At 63.5% G+C, this 16793-nt stretch carries 15 protein-coding genes; 5 read left to right on the top strand and 10 right to left on the bottom strand.

The window, feature by feature from the left end:
• The first annotated feature begins 32 nt into the window (after positions 1-32).
• Entirely contained in the window at positions 33-215 is a 183-nt protein-coding gene (locus tag NUX07_RS04535; protein ID WP_322597188.1) for a Flp family type IVb pilin, read from the top strand.
• Between the two features lie 21 nt (positions 216-236).
• Here NUX07_RS04535 and NUX07_RS04530 read toward each other — a convergent pair whose 3' ends face one another.
• The 5 genes from NUX07_RS04530 to NUX07_RS04510 form a co-directional block, all read right to left on the bottom strand.
• Complete coding sequence (locus tag NUX07_RS04530) at positions 237-1694, bottom strand: M48 family metalloprotease (RefSeq protein ID WP_265529168.1); 1458 nt, start codon at positions 1692-1694, stop codon at positions 237-239.
• 63 nt (positions 1695-1757) lie between these two features.
• Positions 1758-2699, bottom strand: a complete 942-nt coding sequence (locus NUX07_RS04525) for an acetyl-CoA carboxylase carboxyltransferase subunit alpha (RefSeq protein ID WP_265529167.1) — start codon at positions 2697-2699, stop codon at positions 1758-1760.
• A gap of 40 nt (positions 2700-2739) precedes the next feature.
• Positions 2740-3579, bottom strand: a complete 840-nt coding sequence (locus tag NUX07_RS04520) for a tyrosine-type recombinase/integrase (protein ID WP_407696159.1) — start codon at positions 3577-3579, stop codon at positions 2740-2742.
• A 38-nt stretch (positions 3580-3617) separates the two neighbouring features.
• Positions 3618-5399 (bottom strand): hypothetical protein, encoded by a 1782-nt coding sequence (locus tag NUX07_RS04515; RefSeq protein WP_265529164.1) that lies wholly within the window; start codon positions 5397-5399, stop codon positions 3618-3620.
• The gene (locus tag NUX07_RS04510) at positions 5389-5553 is read right to left on the bottom strand and encodes a hypothetical protein (RefSeq protein ID WP_265529162.1); all 165 of its coding nucleotides are present in this window, start codon (positions 5551-5553) and stop codon (positions 5389-5391) included. Before NUX07_RS04510 ends, NUX07_RS04515 begins: the two co-directional genes overlap by 11 nt.
• A gap of 45 nt (positions 5554-5598) precedes the next feature.
• On the opposite strand from NUX07_RS04510, the gene NUX07_RS04505 reads away from it, so the two are divergent.
• Positions 5599-6153 (top strand): shikimate kinase, encoded by a 555-nt coding sequence (locus tag NUX07_RS04505; protein ID WP_265529160.1) that lies wholly within the window; start codon positions 5599-5601, stop codon positions 6151-6153.
• Positions 6150-7229 (top strand): 3-dehydroquinate synthase, encoded by a 1080-nt coding sequence (aroB, locus tag NUX07_RS04500; RefSeq protein ID WP_265529159.1) that lies wholly within the window; start codon positions 6150-6152, stop codon positions 7227-7229. Before NUX07_RS04505 ends, aroB begins: the two co-directional genes overlap by 4 nt.
• Here the strand turns inward: aroB and NUX07_RS04495 are convergent.
• The 5 genes from NUX07_RS04495 to radA are packed head-to-tail and all read right to left on the bottom strand — an operon-like array spanning position 7226 to position 12670.
• Entirely contained in the window at positions 7226-8974 is a 1749-nt protein-coding gene (locus tag NUX07_RS04495) for a monovalent cation:proton antiporter-2 (CPA2) family protein (RefSeq protein WP_265530745.1), read from the bottom strand. The two genes, aroB and NUX07_RS04495, sit on opposite strands and share 4 nt — an antisense overlap.
• A gap of 50 nt (positions 8975-9024) precedes the next feature.
• Positions 9025-9456 carry an iron-sulfur cluster assembly scaffold protein gene (locus tag NUX07_RS04490; protein ID WP_265529158.1) on the bottom strand — a complete coding sequence of 144 codons (432 nt, stop codon included), beginning with the start codon at positions 9454-9456 and terminating at the stop codon, positions 9025-9027.
• A complete protein-coding gene (gene cysS / locus NUX07_RS04485) occupies positions 9441-10751 on the bottom strand; it encodes a cysteine--tRNA ligase (protein ID WP_265529156.1) in 1311 nt (436 codons plus the stop codon). The genes NUX07_RS04490 and cysS overlap by 16 nt, the downstream gene beginning before the upstream one ends.
• Entirely contained in the window at positions 10748-11260 is a 513-nt protein-coding gene (locus NUX07_RS04480; protein ID WP_265529155.1) for a CvpA family protein, read from the bottom strand. Before NUX07_RS04480 ends, cysS begins: the two co-directional genes overlap by 4 nt.
• A 39-nt stretch (positions 11261-11299) precedes the next feature.
• Positions 11300-12670: a DNA repair protein RadA gene (gene radA / locus NUX07_RS04475; protein ID WP_265529154.1), complete on the bottom strand. Its 1371-nt coding sequence runs from the start codon at positions 12668-12670 to the stop codon at positions 11300-11302.
• Positions 12671-12746: 76 nt separating this feature from the next.
• On the opposite strand from radA, the gene NUX07_RS04470 reads away from it, so the two are divergent.
• Entirely contained in the window at positions 12747-14003 is a 1257-nt protein-coding gene (locus tag NUX07_RS04470; protein ID WP_265529152.1) for an MFS transporter, read from the top strand.
• A 115-nt stretch (positions 14004-14118) separates the two neighbouring features.
• Complete coding sequence (locus tag NUX07_RS04465) at positions 14119-16788, top strand: EAL domain-containing protein (protein ID WP_265529150.1); 2670 nt, start codon at positions 14119-14121, stop codon at positions 16786-16788.
• The last annotated feature ends 5 nt before the right edge of the window (positions 16789-16793 follow it).

The following is a 16793-nucleotide window of genomic DNA, read 5'->3' as shown; positions in this document are numbered from 1 at the left end:
CTTCCTCGTGGACCAGACCAGAGGAGGATAGTGTGGATACTATCCGGATATTTTTCCGCGCCATGCGCCGCGATGAACGCGGCGCTACGGCGATTGAATACGGACTTATCGCCGCGCTCATCGTGCTTGCCATGATGGGCGGTTTACGCGCGCTTGGCGGCGGATCGGACGGCATGTGGACGAAGGTGGCCGACGAGGCCACCAACATCCTTTAAGTTCCGTGCTGCGGCCGGTGCCTACCGCCGACCGTAGACAATCAACTTGACCTTCTGACCGGCGCGAAGCTGCTGGTTTGTCGCGAGCCCGTTGAGGCTTGCAAACCGTTCCACCTGATAATCGTTATAGGCCATCCGGCGCGCGAGCGACTGGATCGTATCGCCGCTACGCACCGTGTAGACATCGATCACACGCGGGCGCACCGCGGCGGCCTGCTGTGCCGACAGGCGCTGCAACGACCCGACCATCGAGCTGAAGGGCTGCAGCCCCTGCCCGGCACGCGTGATCGTGGCGAAGTGATACGCCCGGTCATTGCTAAACTCATAGGCAAACACCGACAGATCGACAGCGCCATTCTGCGTATTCACTCGCGCCGTGCTGTAAGCGGCCGGAATACCGTTGACCGTGGTACGGCGCGGCTGGGGCACCTGGATGTTGGCCTGCTGACCGGCAATGCCGCGCATCACTTGCACAACATACTGGTCGAGGTTCCCGTTATACTGGGCGAGGCTGAAAATGGCCTGTCCGCTGCTTCCGGAGATACCGACCTGGCGCGTGCTGTTCTGCATCTGGAAACCCGTCGGCACCTGGAAACGCAGCCGCAGGTCAGGATGCGTAAAGGTGCGACCATCGATGATGCCCTGTGCAGGATCATCGTCGAAATACATGCCGTCGATCTGGCCCAGAAATGCATCGCGATTGCGCGTCTGCGGCGCATTGGCCACCTGGTCGGCAAGCTGCGCGGCGCGGGCGACGCGGTTCTCGCTCAGCGGGTGGGTCCGCGCCCATTCGGGCGTCGTGCGGTTCTCGCGGCCCTGGAGGCGCGCCTGAAGCTTGGTCGAACGGTCGAGCACGGCGAGCATGTCGGCGCCCGCATCGGGATCGTAGCCGGCTTGCGTCATGTAGCCGATGCCAAGCGTGTCGCTTTCATATTCCTGGTCGCGGCTGTAGCTGAGCGTGCGCAGCTGGGTTCCATATTGCGAACCGCGCGCGATCAGGCTGCCGACATCGCCGCCGACAACGCCGCCGACGATCGCCCCGAGCACGCCCAGGATCGAATTGCGCTGTGCAGTCGCCTGGCGAAGCTGCGCGTGGTCTGCCGCGATATGGCCAACCTCGTGACCAAGCACGAAGGCAAGTTCGGCTTCGTCATTCATCAGGCCCATCAGCTGGCGGGTGATGTAGATGCGTCCGCCGGGGATGGCGAAGGCGTTTTCGACCGCGCTGTTTAGAGTGGTAAACTTGTAGGCCGCTGCCGCATTGGGCGTGCCGGAATAGACCGCGACACGATCACCGACCTGTTCGACATAAGCGGCCTTGCTGCCGCCGACCGCACCGCCGAATTCGGCGACGATCGCTTCATGCTGCTCATTGGCGCGCTGGAACTCGGTCTGGCTGATCGTGGGATCGGCAACGGGCGTGGCACAGGAAGCCACCGCAAGGGCGGCAACGGACATCATCAGGGCGGCGCGACGCATAAAAACTCTCCTCGTGGCTGCTTTTGCACCAACAACGGAAGAAAAATGCGTTGGGTTCCGCGCTTACGCCATCTCCAGGAATTTGCTGCGGCGTTGCGAGAGGATTTCGCGCTCATCCATGCCCGACAACGCGTCCACTTCCTCGAGGACGGCGTCTTTGAGGCGGCTGATCGCCTTGGCTGGGTCGCGGTGCGCGCCGCCAAGTGGCTCTTTTACGATACGATCGATGACGCCCAGTTCCTTCAGGTGCTTGGCGGTGATGCGCATCGCTTCGGCGGCATCGGCCGCCTTGTCTGACGTGCGCCACAGGATCGACGCGCACCCTTCGGGCGAAATCACCGAATAGATCGCATGCTCGAACATCAGGACCTTGTTGGCGGCAGCAATCGCGACCGCACCGCCCGATCCACCTTCGCCCACGATGACCGAAACCATGGGAACCTTGAGCTCAAGGCATTGCTCGGTCGCGCGCGCGATGGCTTCGGCCTGGCCGCGCTCTTCCGCCTGAACCCCGGGGAAAGCGCCCGGCGTATCGACCAGCGTGACCACCGGCAGACCGAACCGGTCCGCCAGCTTCATCAGCCGGATTGCCTTCCGGTATCCTTCGGGCTTGGCCATGCCGAAATTATGCTTGAGACGGCTGGCGGTATCATCGCCTTTCTCATGCCCCATCAGCACGACTTTGCGCCCGTCGATCGTGGCAAGCCCGCCAACGATCGCCTGGTCATCGGCAAAAGCACGGTCACCGGCCAGCGGAATGAATTCCTCTGTCAGTCCTTCGACATAATTTTTGAAATGCGGCCGTTCGGGATGACGCGCCACTTGCGCCTTCTGCCACGGCGTCAGCTTGCTGTAGGTGTCGCGCAGCAGTTTCTTCGTCTTCACCTCCAGGCGGCGAATTTCCTGCTCCACGTCCACTTCACCATTGTCAGCGGTTTTGCGCAAATCGGCGATGCGGTTCTCAAGCTCGGCGATGGGCCGTTCGAAATCGAGATAGGTCAACATATCGGCTTTGGCGGGTAGATAAGGCTGGCAGCGGCGTCAATCATCGGTTGGCCAACGGATGACGCTGATTGACCAGCTCGACAAGGCGCGTGCTGTCCACATGCGTATAAATCTGGGTCGTCGCGATGTCGGCATGACCCAGCAACGCCTGGAGCGCGCGAAGATCGGCGCCTCCTGCCAGCAAATGGGTGGCAAAGGCGTGGCGAAGCACGTGTGGGCTCACCCGTTCGGGCGCGATACCAGCCTCCGCCGCCATGGCGCGAACAAGCTGGAACAACCGCACGCGCGAAAGATGCGCCTTTCCACCCGGAAACAGCCATTTGCCGTCGGGGCAATGTTCCAGCCATGCATCGACCGCGGCGCGCGCGCGATCCGATATCGGCACCAGCCGTTCCTTGCCGCCTTTCCCCCGCAGGATGAGAAATGGCTGTTCGCGCCGCAGCAACGCAGCTCGTGGAAGCGAGACAAGCTCGGTCGCGCGCAGCCCCGATCCATAAAGCAGCTCGAGCAGGGCAAGGTTGCGCAGCGCTAACGGCTGGCCGCTGGCGGCGCGATCTTCGATTGCGGCGAACATGCGCTCAACCTCGTCGGGGTCGAGGATACGCGGCAGCGGCCGCGACAATTTGGGCCGGGGCAGCGCCGCCGACGGATCGTCATCGCGCAGCCCCTCGTCGAACAGGAAACCGTAAAATCGCCGTAACGATGCCGCGCGCCGCGCCACGGTCGAAGCAGCAAGATGCGACCAACTCGCCCCCAACCCCGACAACGCGTCGCTATCCGCTTCGCCGATCGGTCCCGATATGGCCTCTGCGGTCCGCTCGAGGTCGGCGCGATAGGCAGCGATCGTGTTGGCCGAAGCCCCTGCTTCCGCTGCCATCATGTCGAGGAAGCGGTCGACCAGCGCGCGGTCGGCCTCCCTCACGCCCGCGACAACGCCTCAGCCGCCACCATCCGCGCAAGGAAGGTCTGGCCGGTGGCCCGCAGCGCGCGCACCGCGTGGTAGACATAACGCGGCGGCAATTGGCGCATGTCGCTACCCTGCATCGCAAAGGCGCTCGCCAGCAGCGCAGATCCGGCATCACCGCGCTGCGCCGCAAGTTCAAGCGCATTGGTCATCGCGCTCGTGCGGCCGATGCCCAGTTCGTAGTCGCCGTCCAATTCCGCCAGCAGCGACGGGCTGATGCGTTCCAGACCTGCAAGCCCCGCAACAAGCATCTTCGAGCGAACCTGGCCTTCGCTTTCGTCGCGGCGAATGAAATCGCGCACGCGGTCCTCGGTCAAATCGAGCGAGCGCGCGTCGACGACCGCGAGCGTCAGCAATCCCCACAGCGCATCGCCATCGTCTTCGTCCATCTGTGACAGAACTGGCACCCACGCGCCGATGGCGTCTTCGAAGCCGCCCGTGATGATTGACGAAACCAACGCATCGCCATCAGTTGCAAGCGAGGCGTTGGGCATGATGCGCGCCGCAGCGCGCGCCGTCGTGGCGCGGGCACCCATCGTGGCCAGCGGATCGTCGCCCGCCGCAGCCCATAGCCTACGCATCGCGGCAATCCGGTCCTCGTTGCTCGCCGCCGTATGGGCCAGGCGCAGCTGCCACGCATCGAGGTTGCCGCGTTCATTGGCATCGGCCCCGGCGTAAATGAGCGAATGGAAATCGGTCATCGCTTGCCCGGAAAAGACGCCCATGCCGGCAGCGATTCGCGCCGAATCGAGCCGTTCTGCCGGATCGAGCAGCGATGCGCGGGCGTGCCATGCGCGCAATTGTGGCTGCGCCATGCCAAGCAAGTTTGTCGGCAGTGACAGCCCGGTCGATGTCGCCATGCCATAGCGCCAGGCAGTAAGCCGCCGCGTCGCGTCCCACTCTATGGTCGTGGCACGCCCGGTCCCCGAGCCTGCGCCAACGAGTTTTTCCGCAAGCGTCAGGTCGATACCGCCGATCCGGTCGCCCCGCCGTTCGCGGCGGATCGTTTCCACCGCCAGCTCGCCTTGTCCGATCAATGCCTCGCATATCGCGTCGACCAAGGGCTCGGCCACCGGTTCGGCATCGTCGAGCGAGGACGGCACCGGACACATTGCCCCCAGATCCGAAGTCGCCAGCGCCACCTGGAGCGCCATTTGCGATAAACGTGCATTATATGACCGCCGCGGCACGGTCGCGAGCAGGAGGCGCGCGGCATCCGCCTCGCCCATGCGTAGCAACAGCCAGATGCGCTCGGCGATCCAGTCACGCGTGTCGAGCTCCTGCGGAGTCGCCTGCGACGCCAGCAGCGCCTGGCGAAGACCGATATGTGCCCAGCGCGAAAGCAGCGGCGCTTCCATGTCGCGCATGAAAGGACGCGCCCAGGACCCGATCGCATTGGCAAACGGTTCTTGCTCGAAAGTGATGGCACCCGTCGACGTCACCGCAGGCGCGGTTTCGATCTCGGCAAGGGCCTCGTCGTCCTCGTCGTCCTCGCGCTCGACCTCTGCCACCGATACGTCGGCCGCTTCCTCCTCGTCGTCGTCTTCGACAATGGGCGCGGGGGAAGGCGCTGGCCTTGGTTCGGGCACGCGCGGCTGGGGTGGCGGAGGAGGCGGCGGCGGCGGCGCGTCGTCAAAACCTGGCGGCAACAACGAATCCGGTCGGTCTTGCGCCAGCGCGGCGCCTGTCACCGCGACCGCTATGCCCGCAAGCAACGCGATCCGCTTATTCGGCATCGCTCGCAATCTCTTCTTCGATGGTCTGTGTCGGTTGCGGCTCGAGGCTCGTCGACAAATAGACTGTCCCACCGACCAGCAGGACGATGAGGAAGAGCAAAACGAAGGGCACCTTCGACCGGCGCGGCTTTGAGTAGGCAGATTGAAGTTTCATGATTGGGCTTTTGCCTTAGCTTTTTAAGTCAGTATAGCCCCTCTTATGACCAAGTCGCTACTCCAGCGCCTCGATCGTCCCGTCGTACTGGTGGGCTTGATGGGTGCCGGCAAATCCACCATCGGACGCCGCCTGGCAAAGCGGCTCGACCTGCCTTTTGTCGATAGCGACGATGCGATCATAGATGCCTCGGGGTATACGCCGACCGAAATCTTCGAACGTTTCGGGGAGGAAGATTTCCGCGATGGCGAACGCCGCGTCGTCGCTCGCCTGATCGACGAAGGCGATATCCAGGTGATCGCGACCGGCGGCGGCGCCTACACTGATGAACAAACGCGCAAGCTCCTTAACGAGCGCGCCATCACCGTCTGGCTCGACGCCGAAATCGACATACTGGCCGAACGCACCCGCCGCCCGGACACGCGGCCGCTGCTGAAAGGCGACGTCAAGCAGCGCAAACGCATCCTCGCCGATCTGGCCGACAAGCGGCGCGACGATTATGCCAACGCCCATCTCCATGTCCGCTCGGGTAAGGGGGCGCATGATGTCGTGGTGGACGCGATCGTCGACGCGCTGACGGAGCATCTGGACGGGCAATGAGCGCAATACTTCTCGATGACGGCCAAGGTGGCACGAGCCGCGCGCTGATCGGCGCGATTGGCGACCATGCCGAGGATATCCTGGCGCTTGCCGATAGCGGTGCCACGCTGCCCTGCGTCACCGACGAACATATCTGGTCACTTCATGGCAGCCGCGTCGCCGATATCCTCCCGCTCGATCCCATCTTCGTGCCGCGCGGCGAGGACGCCAAGAACTGGACCCAACTCGCCGCAGTCATCAGCGAGCTCGCGAACCGCAATCATGTGCGCGGGCGTCCCGTCATCGCGCTCGGCGGCGGTGCCATCGGCGATCTTGCCGGCTTGGCGGCAGCACTCTACCGCCGCGGCACCCCGATCATCCATATCCCGACAACTTTGCTCGCGCAGGTCGACAGCGCGGTCGGCGGCAAGACCGCCATCGATGCCGAAGGCGAGAAGAACCTCGTTGGCACGTTCCACGCACCAGCGCTCGTGGTTGCCGATCCCGCCTTCCTGACCACCCTCGAGGCTCGCCAGATGCGCGCGGGCATGGCCGAGATCGTCAAATATGGCGCCATCGCCGATGCAAACTTTTTCGACTGGATCGGCCGCCATGGCCGCGCCGTGCTCGCCGCTGATCCGGACGCCTGCGCCGAAGTCGCGGGGCGTTGCATCCGGATGAAGGCTGCCGCTGTGGAAGGCGACGTCGAGGACAAGACAGGCCAGCGCGCCCTCTTGAATTTCGGACATACTTTTGGCCATGCGATCGAAAGCATCGCGGGCCTCGGCACCGTGCTTCACGGCGAGGCGGTTTCTGTCGGCATGCTGCTGGCGGCGCGCTTCAGCGCTGCCGCCGGTCGCTGCAGCATGGAGACGCCCGAACAGCTCGACGCATTGCTCCGCCACCTCGAACTGCCATCGCGCCTCGATCATGTCGGGCTTGGCGGGAAGGCCCCGGCGCTGCTGGCACCGATGCTCAAGGACAAGAAGAACGAAAGCGAGGATGTGACGCTCATCCTGCTCGAGCGGATCGGAAAGGCCATCCGCGTGAACGACATGCCGCGCGGCCAACTGCGAGACTTTCTGGCCGCCGCCTAGTCTTCTTCGGCTTCGGGCATCGAGCGCTCGGCATTGAAGGACAGGTCCTTGCCGGCGTGCAGATCGCCGGTCTCGCTCTGCCGTTCCAGCCGCTCTTCATCACGCCGGCGATACTCGCGCTCGACGCGCTCCGCCTCGTCCTGCGAAAATCCGAGCTCGGTCAGCGCCGTTTTGCCCATGAGCACCGCGCTTTCGAACAGTTCGCGGATGCAAAAAGCCAGATCCAGCCCGTCGAGATCGAGCGTATGGCGCCGATCGAAGCTGCGCACCATCACCGCCGCCTGCGGGAAGGCCTCCATCGCCGCTTCGATCGCGTTGGAGGTCAGATCCTGCTTGTCGTTGCAGAACAGAATAGCCCGCGCATTGTCACCGCCGGCCGTTCGCAAAAGGTCGACGCGGGTTCCGTCACCATAATAGACCTTGGTGCCAAACTCCTCCGACAACTCGATCTGGTCCTGCTTCTTGTCGATCAACGTGACGCCGATATTCTTGGCCTGCAGCATCTGTGCCACGGTTTGTCCGAACCGCCCATAGCCAACGACGATGACCGAACCCTTGGGTGCCTTTTCGGGGCCGTCCATATCCTTGTCATCACGCCCGTGCCGCGCTTCGAGCCAATCGATCAGCATCATGAGGAAGGGCGTGGTCGCCATCGTCAGCGTGATACAGGCGGTAAATAGCGAGGCTGCTTCGTTCTCGATCAGCAAGGCGCCGGTCGCCTGTGCGAGCAGGACGAACCCGAATTCGCCCGCCTGGCTCAGCAACAGGCCGAGCCGCAGCGCGCCGAACGGCTCCATGCCGAAAGCGCGGCCAAGCCCGGTGATGATGGTGGCTTTGACGACAATGATCATCGCGGCGACCCCGACGACCATCAAAGGCCGCTCGGCAATCGCGCCAAGGTCGAGCAACATGCCGACCGACAGGAAAAAGAAACCAAGCAGGATCGAGCGGAACGGCTCGACATCGCTTTCGAGTTCATGGCGATAGGGGCTCTCGGCCAGCATCACGCCGGCAACGAACGCGCCCAGTGCGGTCGACAGGCCAAGGAAGTGCATCAAGGATGCCGCGCCCACGACCGTGAACAACCCCGCCACCACGAACAATTCCCGCTCCCCCAACCGGCCGATCAGCCGGAACAACGGATTCATGATGAAACGGCCGACAAGGATGAGACCCACGATCGCACCAACCGTGTAGAGCGCGAGCACCCAGCCCGGCGGTCCTTCGGCAGCAGAGGGCGCACGGCTCAGGGCAGCGATGATCGTGATCAACGGGACGATCGAGACATCCTGGAGCAACAGCACCGAGAAGGCGCGCTCGCCATAAGGTTTGTGCAATTCGCCGGTCGAACGCAGCATCGGCAAGACCTGCGCCGTCGAGGACAGACTTAGCGACAGTCCGATCGCGATGCTGGCTTCGAGAGAGAAACCGATCACGAGGTGGATAAGCGCCGAAAGGGCAATGCCGCAGGTGATCACCTGCACGATACCCAGTCCGAAAATGTCGCGGCGCAGGCGCCACAGGCGGCTGGGATGCAGCTCGAGCCCGACAATGAACAACAGCAAGGCAATGCCGAATTCGGAAATCGCCATGATGTTTTCGGCATTGCCGACCAAGCCGAGCACTCCGGGTCCAATGATGGCACCGCCGATGATGTAGCCGAGCGTTGCGCCGAGCCCGAGACGGCGGAAGATCGTGACGAAGACGAGCGCTGCGCCCAGCATGATCGCGCCGTCGACGAGCATGGCGCCGGTTTCCTCGCTGCCGCCTGCGGCCAACAGATATTCGAACGCTATCACGCTTGTTTCTCCAATGCCGCGACCAGTGCCCGGAAGGGCAGCAGGATCGCATCGTGCCGGCCCGGCCGGGACCTGGCGGGCTCCAACACCGCGATATCGGGCCAGTCGCCCGGATCATCGCGTCGTCCGGCCAGCCAATCGGCGATCGCCGCTTCCGCAGCCTTGGCGCCCGCAAGATCCGTGCCGACGGCATGCCGGGCCATCAGCGCGGTTGCGGCCTGCCCGAATGCACAAGCCTCGACGGCCAGCGCCAGTTCCGACACCGCGTCAATCTCGACGCGAATATCGAGCCGCAGCCGGCTCCCACAGGTCGGTGCGCGCAGCTCGACGCGGGCGTTACGCGGTTCAAGTTCGGCAGGGGGCGGCACCAGGGCCGCAAGACGCAAAATCTCGCGCGTATAAAGCGGTGGCTTTACGCCCTGCGCCATGTCGTCCCTTCAGGCCCGTCTTCGAGCAGGATGCCGTCCCCCGCAAGCTCGTCACGGATACGGTCCGCGGTCGCGAAATCTCGATCCTTCTTGGCTTGCGCGCGCGCTTCGATCTTGGCGTCGATTTCGGCATCATCGCCATCGTTGCCGCCCTTGAACCAGCTGTCGGCGGTTTCGCCCAGCAGGCCGAGCAACGCAGCACTCGCTTTCAGCGTCGCCGGATCATCGATCTGGCCTAGCCGCGAGAGCGCACGCGGCGTGTTGAGATCATCGCCAAGCGCCGCGACCACCCCGTCATCGACCTCGCCCGGTGCGGCGTCGCCGACCTTGCGATACAGCCCGTCGAGTGTAGCGCGCGATTGTTCGATCAGCTTGATCGTCCACGGTAGCGGTTGGCGATAATGCGCCGATAGAAGCGCCAGGCGGAGCACCTCGCCCTTATGCTCCTTGAGCAGTTCGTTTGGCGTCACCACATTGCCAAGCGACTTGGACATCTTCTCCGCGCCCATGTCGACGAACCCGTTATGCACCCAGTAGCGCGCCAGCGGCGCATCGTGCGTACAGCGGCTCTGCGCAATCTCGTTTTCGTGATGCGGAAAAATGAGGTCGAGCCCGCCGCCATGGATGTCGATCGTCTCGCCCAGATGCGCGCGGATCATTGCCGAACATTCGATATGCCAGCCCGGGCGCCCGCGGCCCCACGGGCTGTCGAACCCGATCACGCCCTCGTCCGATGGCTTCCACAGCACGAAGTCGGCCGGGTCCTTCTTGTACGGCGCCACTTCAACGCGCGCGCCCGCGATCATCTGGTCGCGGTCGCGCCGCGACAGCGCGCCATAATCGGGATCGCTCGGTACCGAGAAAAGCACATGGCCATCGGCTTCGTACGCGTGCCCCTTCTCGATCAGCGCCTCGATCATCGCGATCATCGGGCCGATCTCCTCGGTCGCGTGCGGCGCGCTCGTCGGCGGCGCAACGCCCAGCGCACCCATGTCCTCGAGGTAGAAATTTTCGTAGCGCTCGGTGATCACCGACGGCGCGACGCCTTCCTCGGCAGCCTTGGCGATGATCTTGTCATCGATATCGGTGATGTTGCGCGCATAAACGAGGCTGTCCTCCCCGTAATGATGGCGGATCAGCCGCGCGAGCGTATCGAAGATGACGGGCGGCCGCGCATTGCCGATATGCGCGCGCCCATACACCGTGGGCCCGCACACATACATGGTAATCCGCATTGGATCGGCGGGCACGAATTCGCGCTTTTCGCGCGCCATTGTGTCATGCAGGCGGATCACAGCAGCCCGCCTTCGATGGCGCGCTGCTCCTCGACCCAGTCGACCACGGCAAGACTGGTAGCATTGAGCAGCGAATAAGTCTGGCTGTCGCGGATCCAGTCGGGCCGCTCGCTGTCGACGCCGTAAAAACCGTTATAGGCGAAGCTGAACGCCATGAAGAGCAGCGTCGAAATGAGCAGTCCCTTGATCATCCCGAACCCACCGCCAAGCAGCCGATCGACCGGCCCTACGATGGATTGTCGCGTGCGCTTGCCAAGCCGGTTCGCCAGCAGTTTGAAGATGATATAGGTCGGCAGGAAAAGGACGATGAAGGCCAACGCCGCCGCGCCGGCGACCGTGCCGACCGTATCGGCCAACGCAAGCGTCGCGGTGCCGTGGAACAGCTTGAGCGCCACCACGCCCGCCACCCAGGCGAACAGTGCCAGCACTTCATGCACGAACCCGCGCAGAAACCCCAAAATGGTTCCCCCGCCGAGCAAGAAGATCACGATAATGTCCATCGCCGTCATGTGAGGCGGGCTAGCGGGCTTTGGCGGTCGCTTCCAGCCCTAACGGCCCAATATTCGATCGACGAGTTGTCCCAACCGCTCGAAATAGGCCGCTTGGAGACCAGCGGGCGCGTCGCTCATCTTCGGGCTCCAAGCGCTTTCGAAGCCCAGCTTTGCCGCTGCCTTCAATCGCAAGGCGCCATGCGCCACCGGCCGCACTTCGCCCGATAGCGCAACTTCACCCAAGATTACGGTACCGCCGGGGATCGGTCGTTCGCTCAGCGCCGATACCAGCGCGGCCGCTACCGCAAGATCCGCCGCAGGGTCCGAAAGGCGATAGCCGCCCGCTACGTTCAGGTAGACCTCGGTCGAGGCGAAACTGACGCCGCAGCGCGCTTCGAGCACTGCCAGCAGCATTGCCAGCCGCGATGAATCCCAGCCGACCGCCGAACGGCGCGGCGTTGCCCCGCTCGCCAGCCGCACGGTAAGCGCCTGCAACTCGACCAGCACCGGGCGCGTGCCTTCGAGTGCGGGGAAGACGACCGTCCCGCTCACTTCTTCCGAACGTTCGGTCAGGAACAGGGCGCTTGGGTTGGCGACCTCACTCAACCCTTTCCCTTCCATCGCGAACACGCCGATTTCATCGGTTCCGCCAAAACGATTCTTCACCGCGCGCAGGATGCGATACTGGTGGCTGCGTTCGCCCTCGAAGCCCAGCACCGTATCGACCATATGTTCGAGCACGCGCGGTCCCGCGATATTGCCGTCCTTGGTGACATGCCCGACGAGGATCAGCGCCGAGCCCTTTTCCTTGGCAAAGCGCACGAGTTCGTGCGCCGAGGCGCGGACCTGGCTGACCGTGCCGGGCGCGCCCTCAATCATGTCCGAATGCATCGTCTGGATGGAATCGATGACGAGGAAGTCGGGCGCTTCCTCTTCCTCGCTCAGTGTCGTCAGGATATCGCGCACGCTCGTCGCCGCCGCCAGCTTTAGCGGCGCATCGCCCAGCCCCAGCCGCCGTGCCCTTAGCCGAACCTGATCGGCTGCTTCTTCGCCGGAAATATAGATCGACCGCTTGCCCGAGCCCGCCAGCCGCGCTGCCACCTGCAAAAGCAAGGTCGACTTGCCGATCCCCGGATCGCCGCCGATCAGCGTCGCCGAACCCGGCACCAAGCCGCCGCCGATCGCCCGGTCGAATTCGGCGATCCCGGTCTGCATGCGCGCCGGCAGCGCGACTTCGTCGTCGAGCCCGACGAAGCTTATCCGCCGGCCGCCGCCTTGCAGGTTATGTTTTTTGGCAAAGGTTGTGACGACATTGGCGGCGTCCTCCACCAACGTGTTCCATTCCGCGCAATCGGCGCATTGGCCCTGCCACCGCGTCGCGACCGAACCGCAGGCCTGGCAGACATATCGCTTCTTGGGTTTCGCCATGCATTTGCGGTAACAGAACAAACTAAGAACGAAAAGCCCTATTGATGCCCTGCCCCATCTCTCCTAGGCGCGGGGAGTGAGCTGGCTTCCCGAACCGTTCCGCATCGCCAATTTCCGCTTTTACTGGAGCGGGCGATTGCTGGCGACACTGGCCCAGCTGGCGATGATTACCGCGATCGAATTCCAGGTTTACGCGATCGCGCGCGAGACGATGGGGCCGAGCGAGGCCGCGTTCCGTCTTGGTCTGATCGGTCTTTTGCAGTTCGTCCCGCTGTTCTTCCTGTCGCCGGTAGCAGGCTGGCTGGCGGACCGGGTCGATCGCCGCTGGGTGGCGCGCGGCGCGATTACGCTGGAAATTATCGCGGCAGCGACGCTGGCCTACTTCACCGCGGCAGGCACCATCACGCTGCCGATCATCTACGCGGTAGCGGTACTAATCGGCATCGCGCGTGTTTTCATGGGCCCGTCAATGGCGGCGATGGCGTCCAACATCGTGCCGCGCGCCATCCTGCCCAACGCCATCGCGCTGTCCTCGATCGCGTGGCAGGCGGGCACGATCATCGGCCCCGCGATGGGCGGCTATCTGCTCGCCCAGTCGATGGATCTGGCATATTATGTCGCCACCGGGCTCTTTGCCCTTTCGCTGCTATTTTACCTGTTCATCGGCGAGGTCGAACAAACGCGCTTGTCCGGCCACCGCCGACCGCTGCAGCGCATCGTCGACGGCCTTCGCTATGTGCGCGAGAACCGGCTTGTGCTGGGGGCCATCACGCTGGACCTTTTCGCCGTCCTGCTGGGCAGCGCCACCGCGCTCCTGCCGATCTTCGCTGCCGACATATTCGGCGGCGGATCCCAATTGTTCGGCCATTTACGCGCGGCCCCGGCGGTGGGCGCCACGCTGATTGCGCTTGTGTTCGCCATCCGGCCACTGAAGACCGATGTCGGCCGCAAGATGCTGATCGCCGTCGGCATCTTCGGCCTTGCGACCATCGGGTTCGCCTTCTCGCGCTCGGTGCCGCTGACCTTCGCCCTGCTGGTCGTCCTCGGCGGCGCGGACATGTTCTCGGTCTACGTCCGCCAATCGCTCATCCAGCTCTACACGCCCGATGAAATGCGCGGACGCGTCGGCGCCGTCTCCACGCTGTCCATCTCGGCGTCCAATGAACTGGGCGATGCGGAAAGCGGCCTGATGGCGGGCCTGTTGGGCCCGACGGCGGCCGCCTTGATCGGTGGAATCGGCGCAATATCGGTCGTCCTGATCTGGAACTGGAAGTTCCCCGAATTGCGACGCGCGAAGACCTTCGATCCAGAGGACGAAGCGCGCGCCACCTAAGCGTGGCTGCCCGATTTAGCGGCTAATCCTAACGCCGCATTTACCTTCATTAGTGACCGCTCGCTTAACTGCCGATCCGTTATGGGCAACGTCTCGGAAAATAGAGTGGGCGGCAATGAGCAGGGCACGTTTCAACATGAAGAAGCCGGAGCGGCGCCAGCGCGCGTCGCTGCGCGATGCATTGCTACACGACGTCATCAAGCATGAGGATGAAGACGGCGCCGCCATTGCCGAGCAGCGTGTCCCCCACCTTAACCACGTCCCTTTGATGATCGCCATCGCCCACCTCATCGGGGGTGCGGCGATTTACGCTGGCTTCGGCCTACGCTTCGATATGCTGGCCGCCATCGCGGCATGCCTGTTGATCGACGCCATTGCGTTCCTGATCGTCAACAAGCGCGAGCAGCTGCGCCTTAGTCCGCTCGCCGTGACGCGCGCCGTGGCGGCCTACGTGGCAGTGATGTGGGCCGGATGGGCCTTCATTGGCTACAGCGTGGATTCGTTCTCGAGCGACATGCAGACGACCCAGCATGTCGCCTTCGCATCGATTATCGCCGTGATGTCGATCGCTGCCGTCGCTTCGCCGCCGATTGCCATCGTATCCGGTGTTGCCGCCACTTTTGGCCTTTTCGCCATAGGTGCAGAACCTGTCATGATGCTGGCAGCGAGCGCGTTGGCGCTCACGACATCGGGGTATGCCATTGCACAGGCGCGCACCATGATCGCCGTCGTGCGCCGCCGCCTGGTGCTCGAATTCAAGGCGCGGCAGGCGCTTCGTTTTGTCACCGAATATGAAACATCGGGTCATGGCTGGTTCTGGGAGACCAACAGCGACGGGGTGCTGACCTACGTCTCGATCCAGCTCGCAGACGAATTTGATTGCACCCCCGAACAGCTCCTCGGCCGACCATTCATCGACCTGCTTGCCAAGGACGAACAGGAAGGCGACATGCGCGAGGAACGCTCGCTTGGCTTCCACCTTTCAGCCAAATTTCCGTTTGCCGACCTGTCGGTCAAGTCGGACCTGCCCGAGACGACTTACTGGTCACTCACCGGTAATCCTGTTTTCAGCGAAAATGGCCGCTTCATGGGATTCCGCGGCATCGGGACCGACCTTACCGAACAGCTTCGCTCCGAGCAGGAAATCTCGCGCCTCGCCCGTTTCGATTCGCTCACCGGCCTGCCCAATCGCGCCATGATGCGCCAGACGCTGGATGAGGCGATGCGCAATGCCGCCCGCCGCCAAAAAGGTTGTGCGCTCTTCCTGATCGACCTCGATCGCTTCAAAAACGTGAACGACACGCTTGGCCATCCCGTCGGCGATGCACTGCTTCGCGAAGTCGCCAAGCGCCTCGAAAGCTGCATGGGTAATCATGGCCAGGTAGGCCGCCTCGGCGGCGACGAATTTACCGCGGTCCTCCCCGGCACGGTGGAAACAGGACTGCTGGAATCGCTGTCCAAGACGATGATCGAACAGGTCTCGCGCCCCTACCAGATCGAAGGCCATCGCATCACGATCGGCGCTTCGATTGGCATCGCGATCGGCGATCCTGGCCGGTCCAATGCCGACAGCCTGACGCGCAACGCCGACCTGGCGCTTTATGCGGCAAAAGGTGCCGGACGCGGCGTTCACAAATTCTACCAGCCATCGATGCATAGCGAAGCGACCGAGCGCCAGATGCTCGAGAACGATTTGCGCGGTGCGATCGAACGCGATGAGTTGTGGGTCGCCTACCAGCCGATCGTTCGCGCCGCCGGCGAAGATGTCTGCGGCTTCGAAGCGCTCGTCCGCTGGGATCACCCGTCGCGCGGGTCGATCGATCCCGAACGCTTCATGTCGATCGCCGAGGAATGCGGTCTCATCGGCAAGGTGGGCGCGTGGGTCATGGATCGCGCTGTCGCGGAAGCTGCCGAATGGCCCGATACGGTGCGAATCGCCATCAACCTGTCGCCGATCCAGTTCAACGATCCAAAAATCGTCGAAACCATCGCCAAGGCGCTCCAGACGCACCGCATGCGCGCAGAACGGCTCGAACTGGAAATTACCGAAGGCGTGTTCCTCGCCGACAGCAATGCGACCGACAGCACCTTCCAGCGGCTGAAAGATCTGGGCGTGCGGCTGGCGCTCGACGATTTCGGCACCGGCTATTCCTCGCTTGGCTATCTGCGCAAGGCGCCGTTCGACAAGATCAAGATCGACAAGGGTTTTGTCCGGGGCGCCTCCAACCCGTCGAGCAAGAATAGCGCGATCATCCGCGCCATCGTCACGCTTGCGGAAAGTCTCGGCATGGACACCACCGCCGAGGGGGTCGAAACGCATGACGATCTCGCGCTGGTGCGCGAACTCGGCTGCAGCCAGATCCAGGGCTACATCTTCGGCAAACCGGTCGAAGCGGAAAAGGCGCGCGAACTGGCGCTAGCCTCGATCGTCGAACCTGAAGGCTATTCAAATTCGCGCGAGCCGCGCCAGCGTCTCATGCGCCGCGCCATCGTGGCCATCGATGGCGAAGTGACCGAAATCCGTTTGCGTAACATCTCGGCGATGGGCGCGCTGGTCGAGTGTCCCCAGCCCGTCTCGCCGGGTACCGAACTGACGATCGACATCATCGGCGTCGGACCGGTTACCGGCACGGTGCGCTGGGCCGGGCAAAACCGTTTCGGCATCCAATTCGAACGCATGTTCGACATGGCGCGTCTCGTGCCGGTGCAGACGAGCAAGGAAACGTCCCAGCTCGTGCGCACCTGGTACGGCAATCGCCCCGGCTACGTTCAAGAACAGCGCTAGGCTGC

Source organism: Sphingomicrobium marinum, assembly GCF_026157105.1.
GTDB classification, from domain to species: Bacteria; Pseudomonadota; Alphaproteobacteria; order Sphingomonadales; family Sphingomonadaceae; genus Sphingomicrobium; species Sphingomicrobium marinum.
Note: the sequence above shows the minus strand (reverse complement) of the source record. Positions and strands in the feature narration are given on the sequence as shown.

Excerpts from the sequence above, each read along its gene's own strand:
- radA (WP_265529154.1), bottom strand. The coding sequence starts at position 12,670 with ATGGCGAAACCCAAGAAGCGATATGTCTGCCAGGCCTGCGGTTCGGTC.
- NUX07_RS04530 (WP_265529168.1), bottom strand. The coding sequence starts at position 1,694 with ATGCGTCGCGCCGCCCTGATGATGTCCGTTGCCGCCCTTGCGGTGGCT.
- NUX07_RS04520 (WP_407696159.1), bottom strand. The coding sequence starts at position 3,579 with ATGATGGCAGCGGAAGCAGGGGCTTCGGCCAACACGATCGCTGCCTAT.
- NUX07_RS04495 (WP_265530745.1), bottom strand. The coding sequence starts at position 8,974 with ATGCTCGTCGACGGCGCGATCATGCTGGGCGCAGCGCTCGTCTTCGTC.
- NUX07_RS04480 (WP_265529155.1), bottom strand. The coding sequence starts at position 11,260 with ATGACGGCGATGGACATTATCGTGATCTTCTTGCTCGGCGGGGGAACC.
- aroB (WP_265529159.1), top strand. The coding sequence starts at position 6,150 with ATGAGCGCAATACTTCTCGATGACGGCCAAGGTGGCACGAGCCGCGCG.
- NUX07_RS04510 (WP_265529162.1), bottom strand. The coding sequence starts at position 5,553 with ATGAAACTTCAATCTGCCTACTCAAAGCCGCGCCGGTCGAAGGTGCCC.
- NUX07_RS04490 (WP_265529158.1), bottom strand. The coding sequence starts at position 9,456 with ATGGCGCAGGGCGTAAAGCCACCGCTTTATACGCGCGAGATTTTGCGT.
- NUX07_RS04465 (WP_265529150.1), top strand. The coding sequence starts at position 14,119 with ATGAGCAGGGCACGTTTCAACATGAAGAAGCCGGAGCGGCGCCAGCGC.
- NUX07_RS04525 (WP_265529167.1), bottom strand. The coding sequence starts at position 2,699 with ATGTTGACCTATCTCGATTTCGAACGGCCCATCGCCGAGCTTGAGAAC.
- NUX07_RS04515 (WP_265529164.1), bottom strand. The coding sequence starts at position 5,399 with ATGCCGAATAAGCGGATCGCGTTGCTTGCGGGCATAGCGGTCGCGGTG.
- NUX07_RS04505 (WP_265529160.1), top strand. The coding sequence starts at position 5,599 with ATGACCAAGTCGCTACTCCAGCGCCTCGATCGTCCCGTCGTACTGGTG.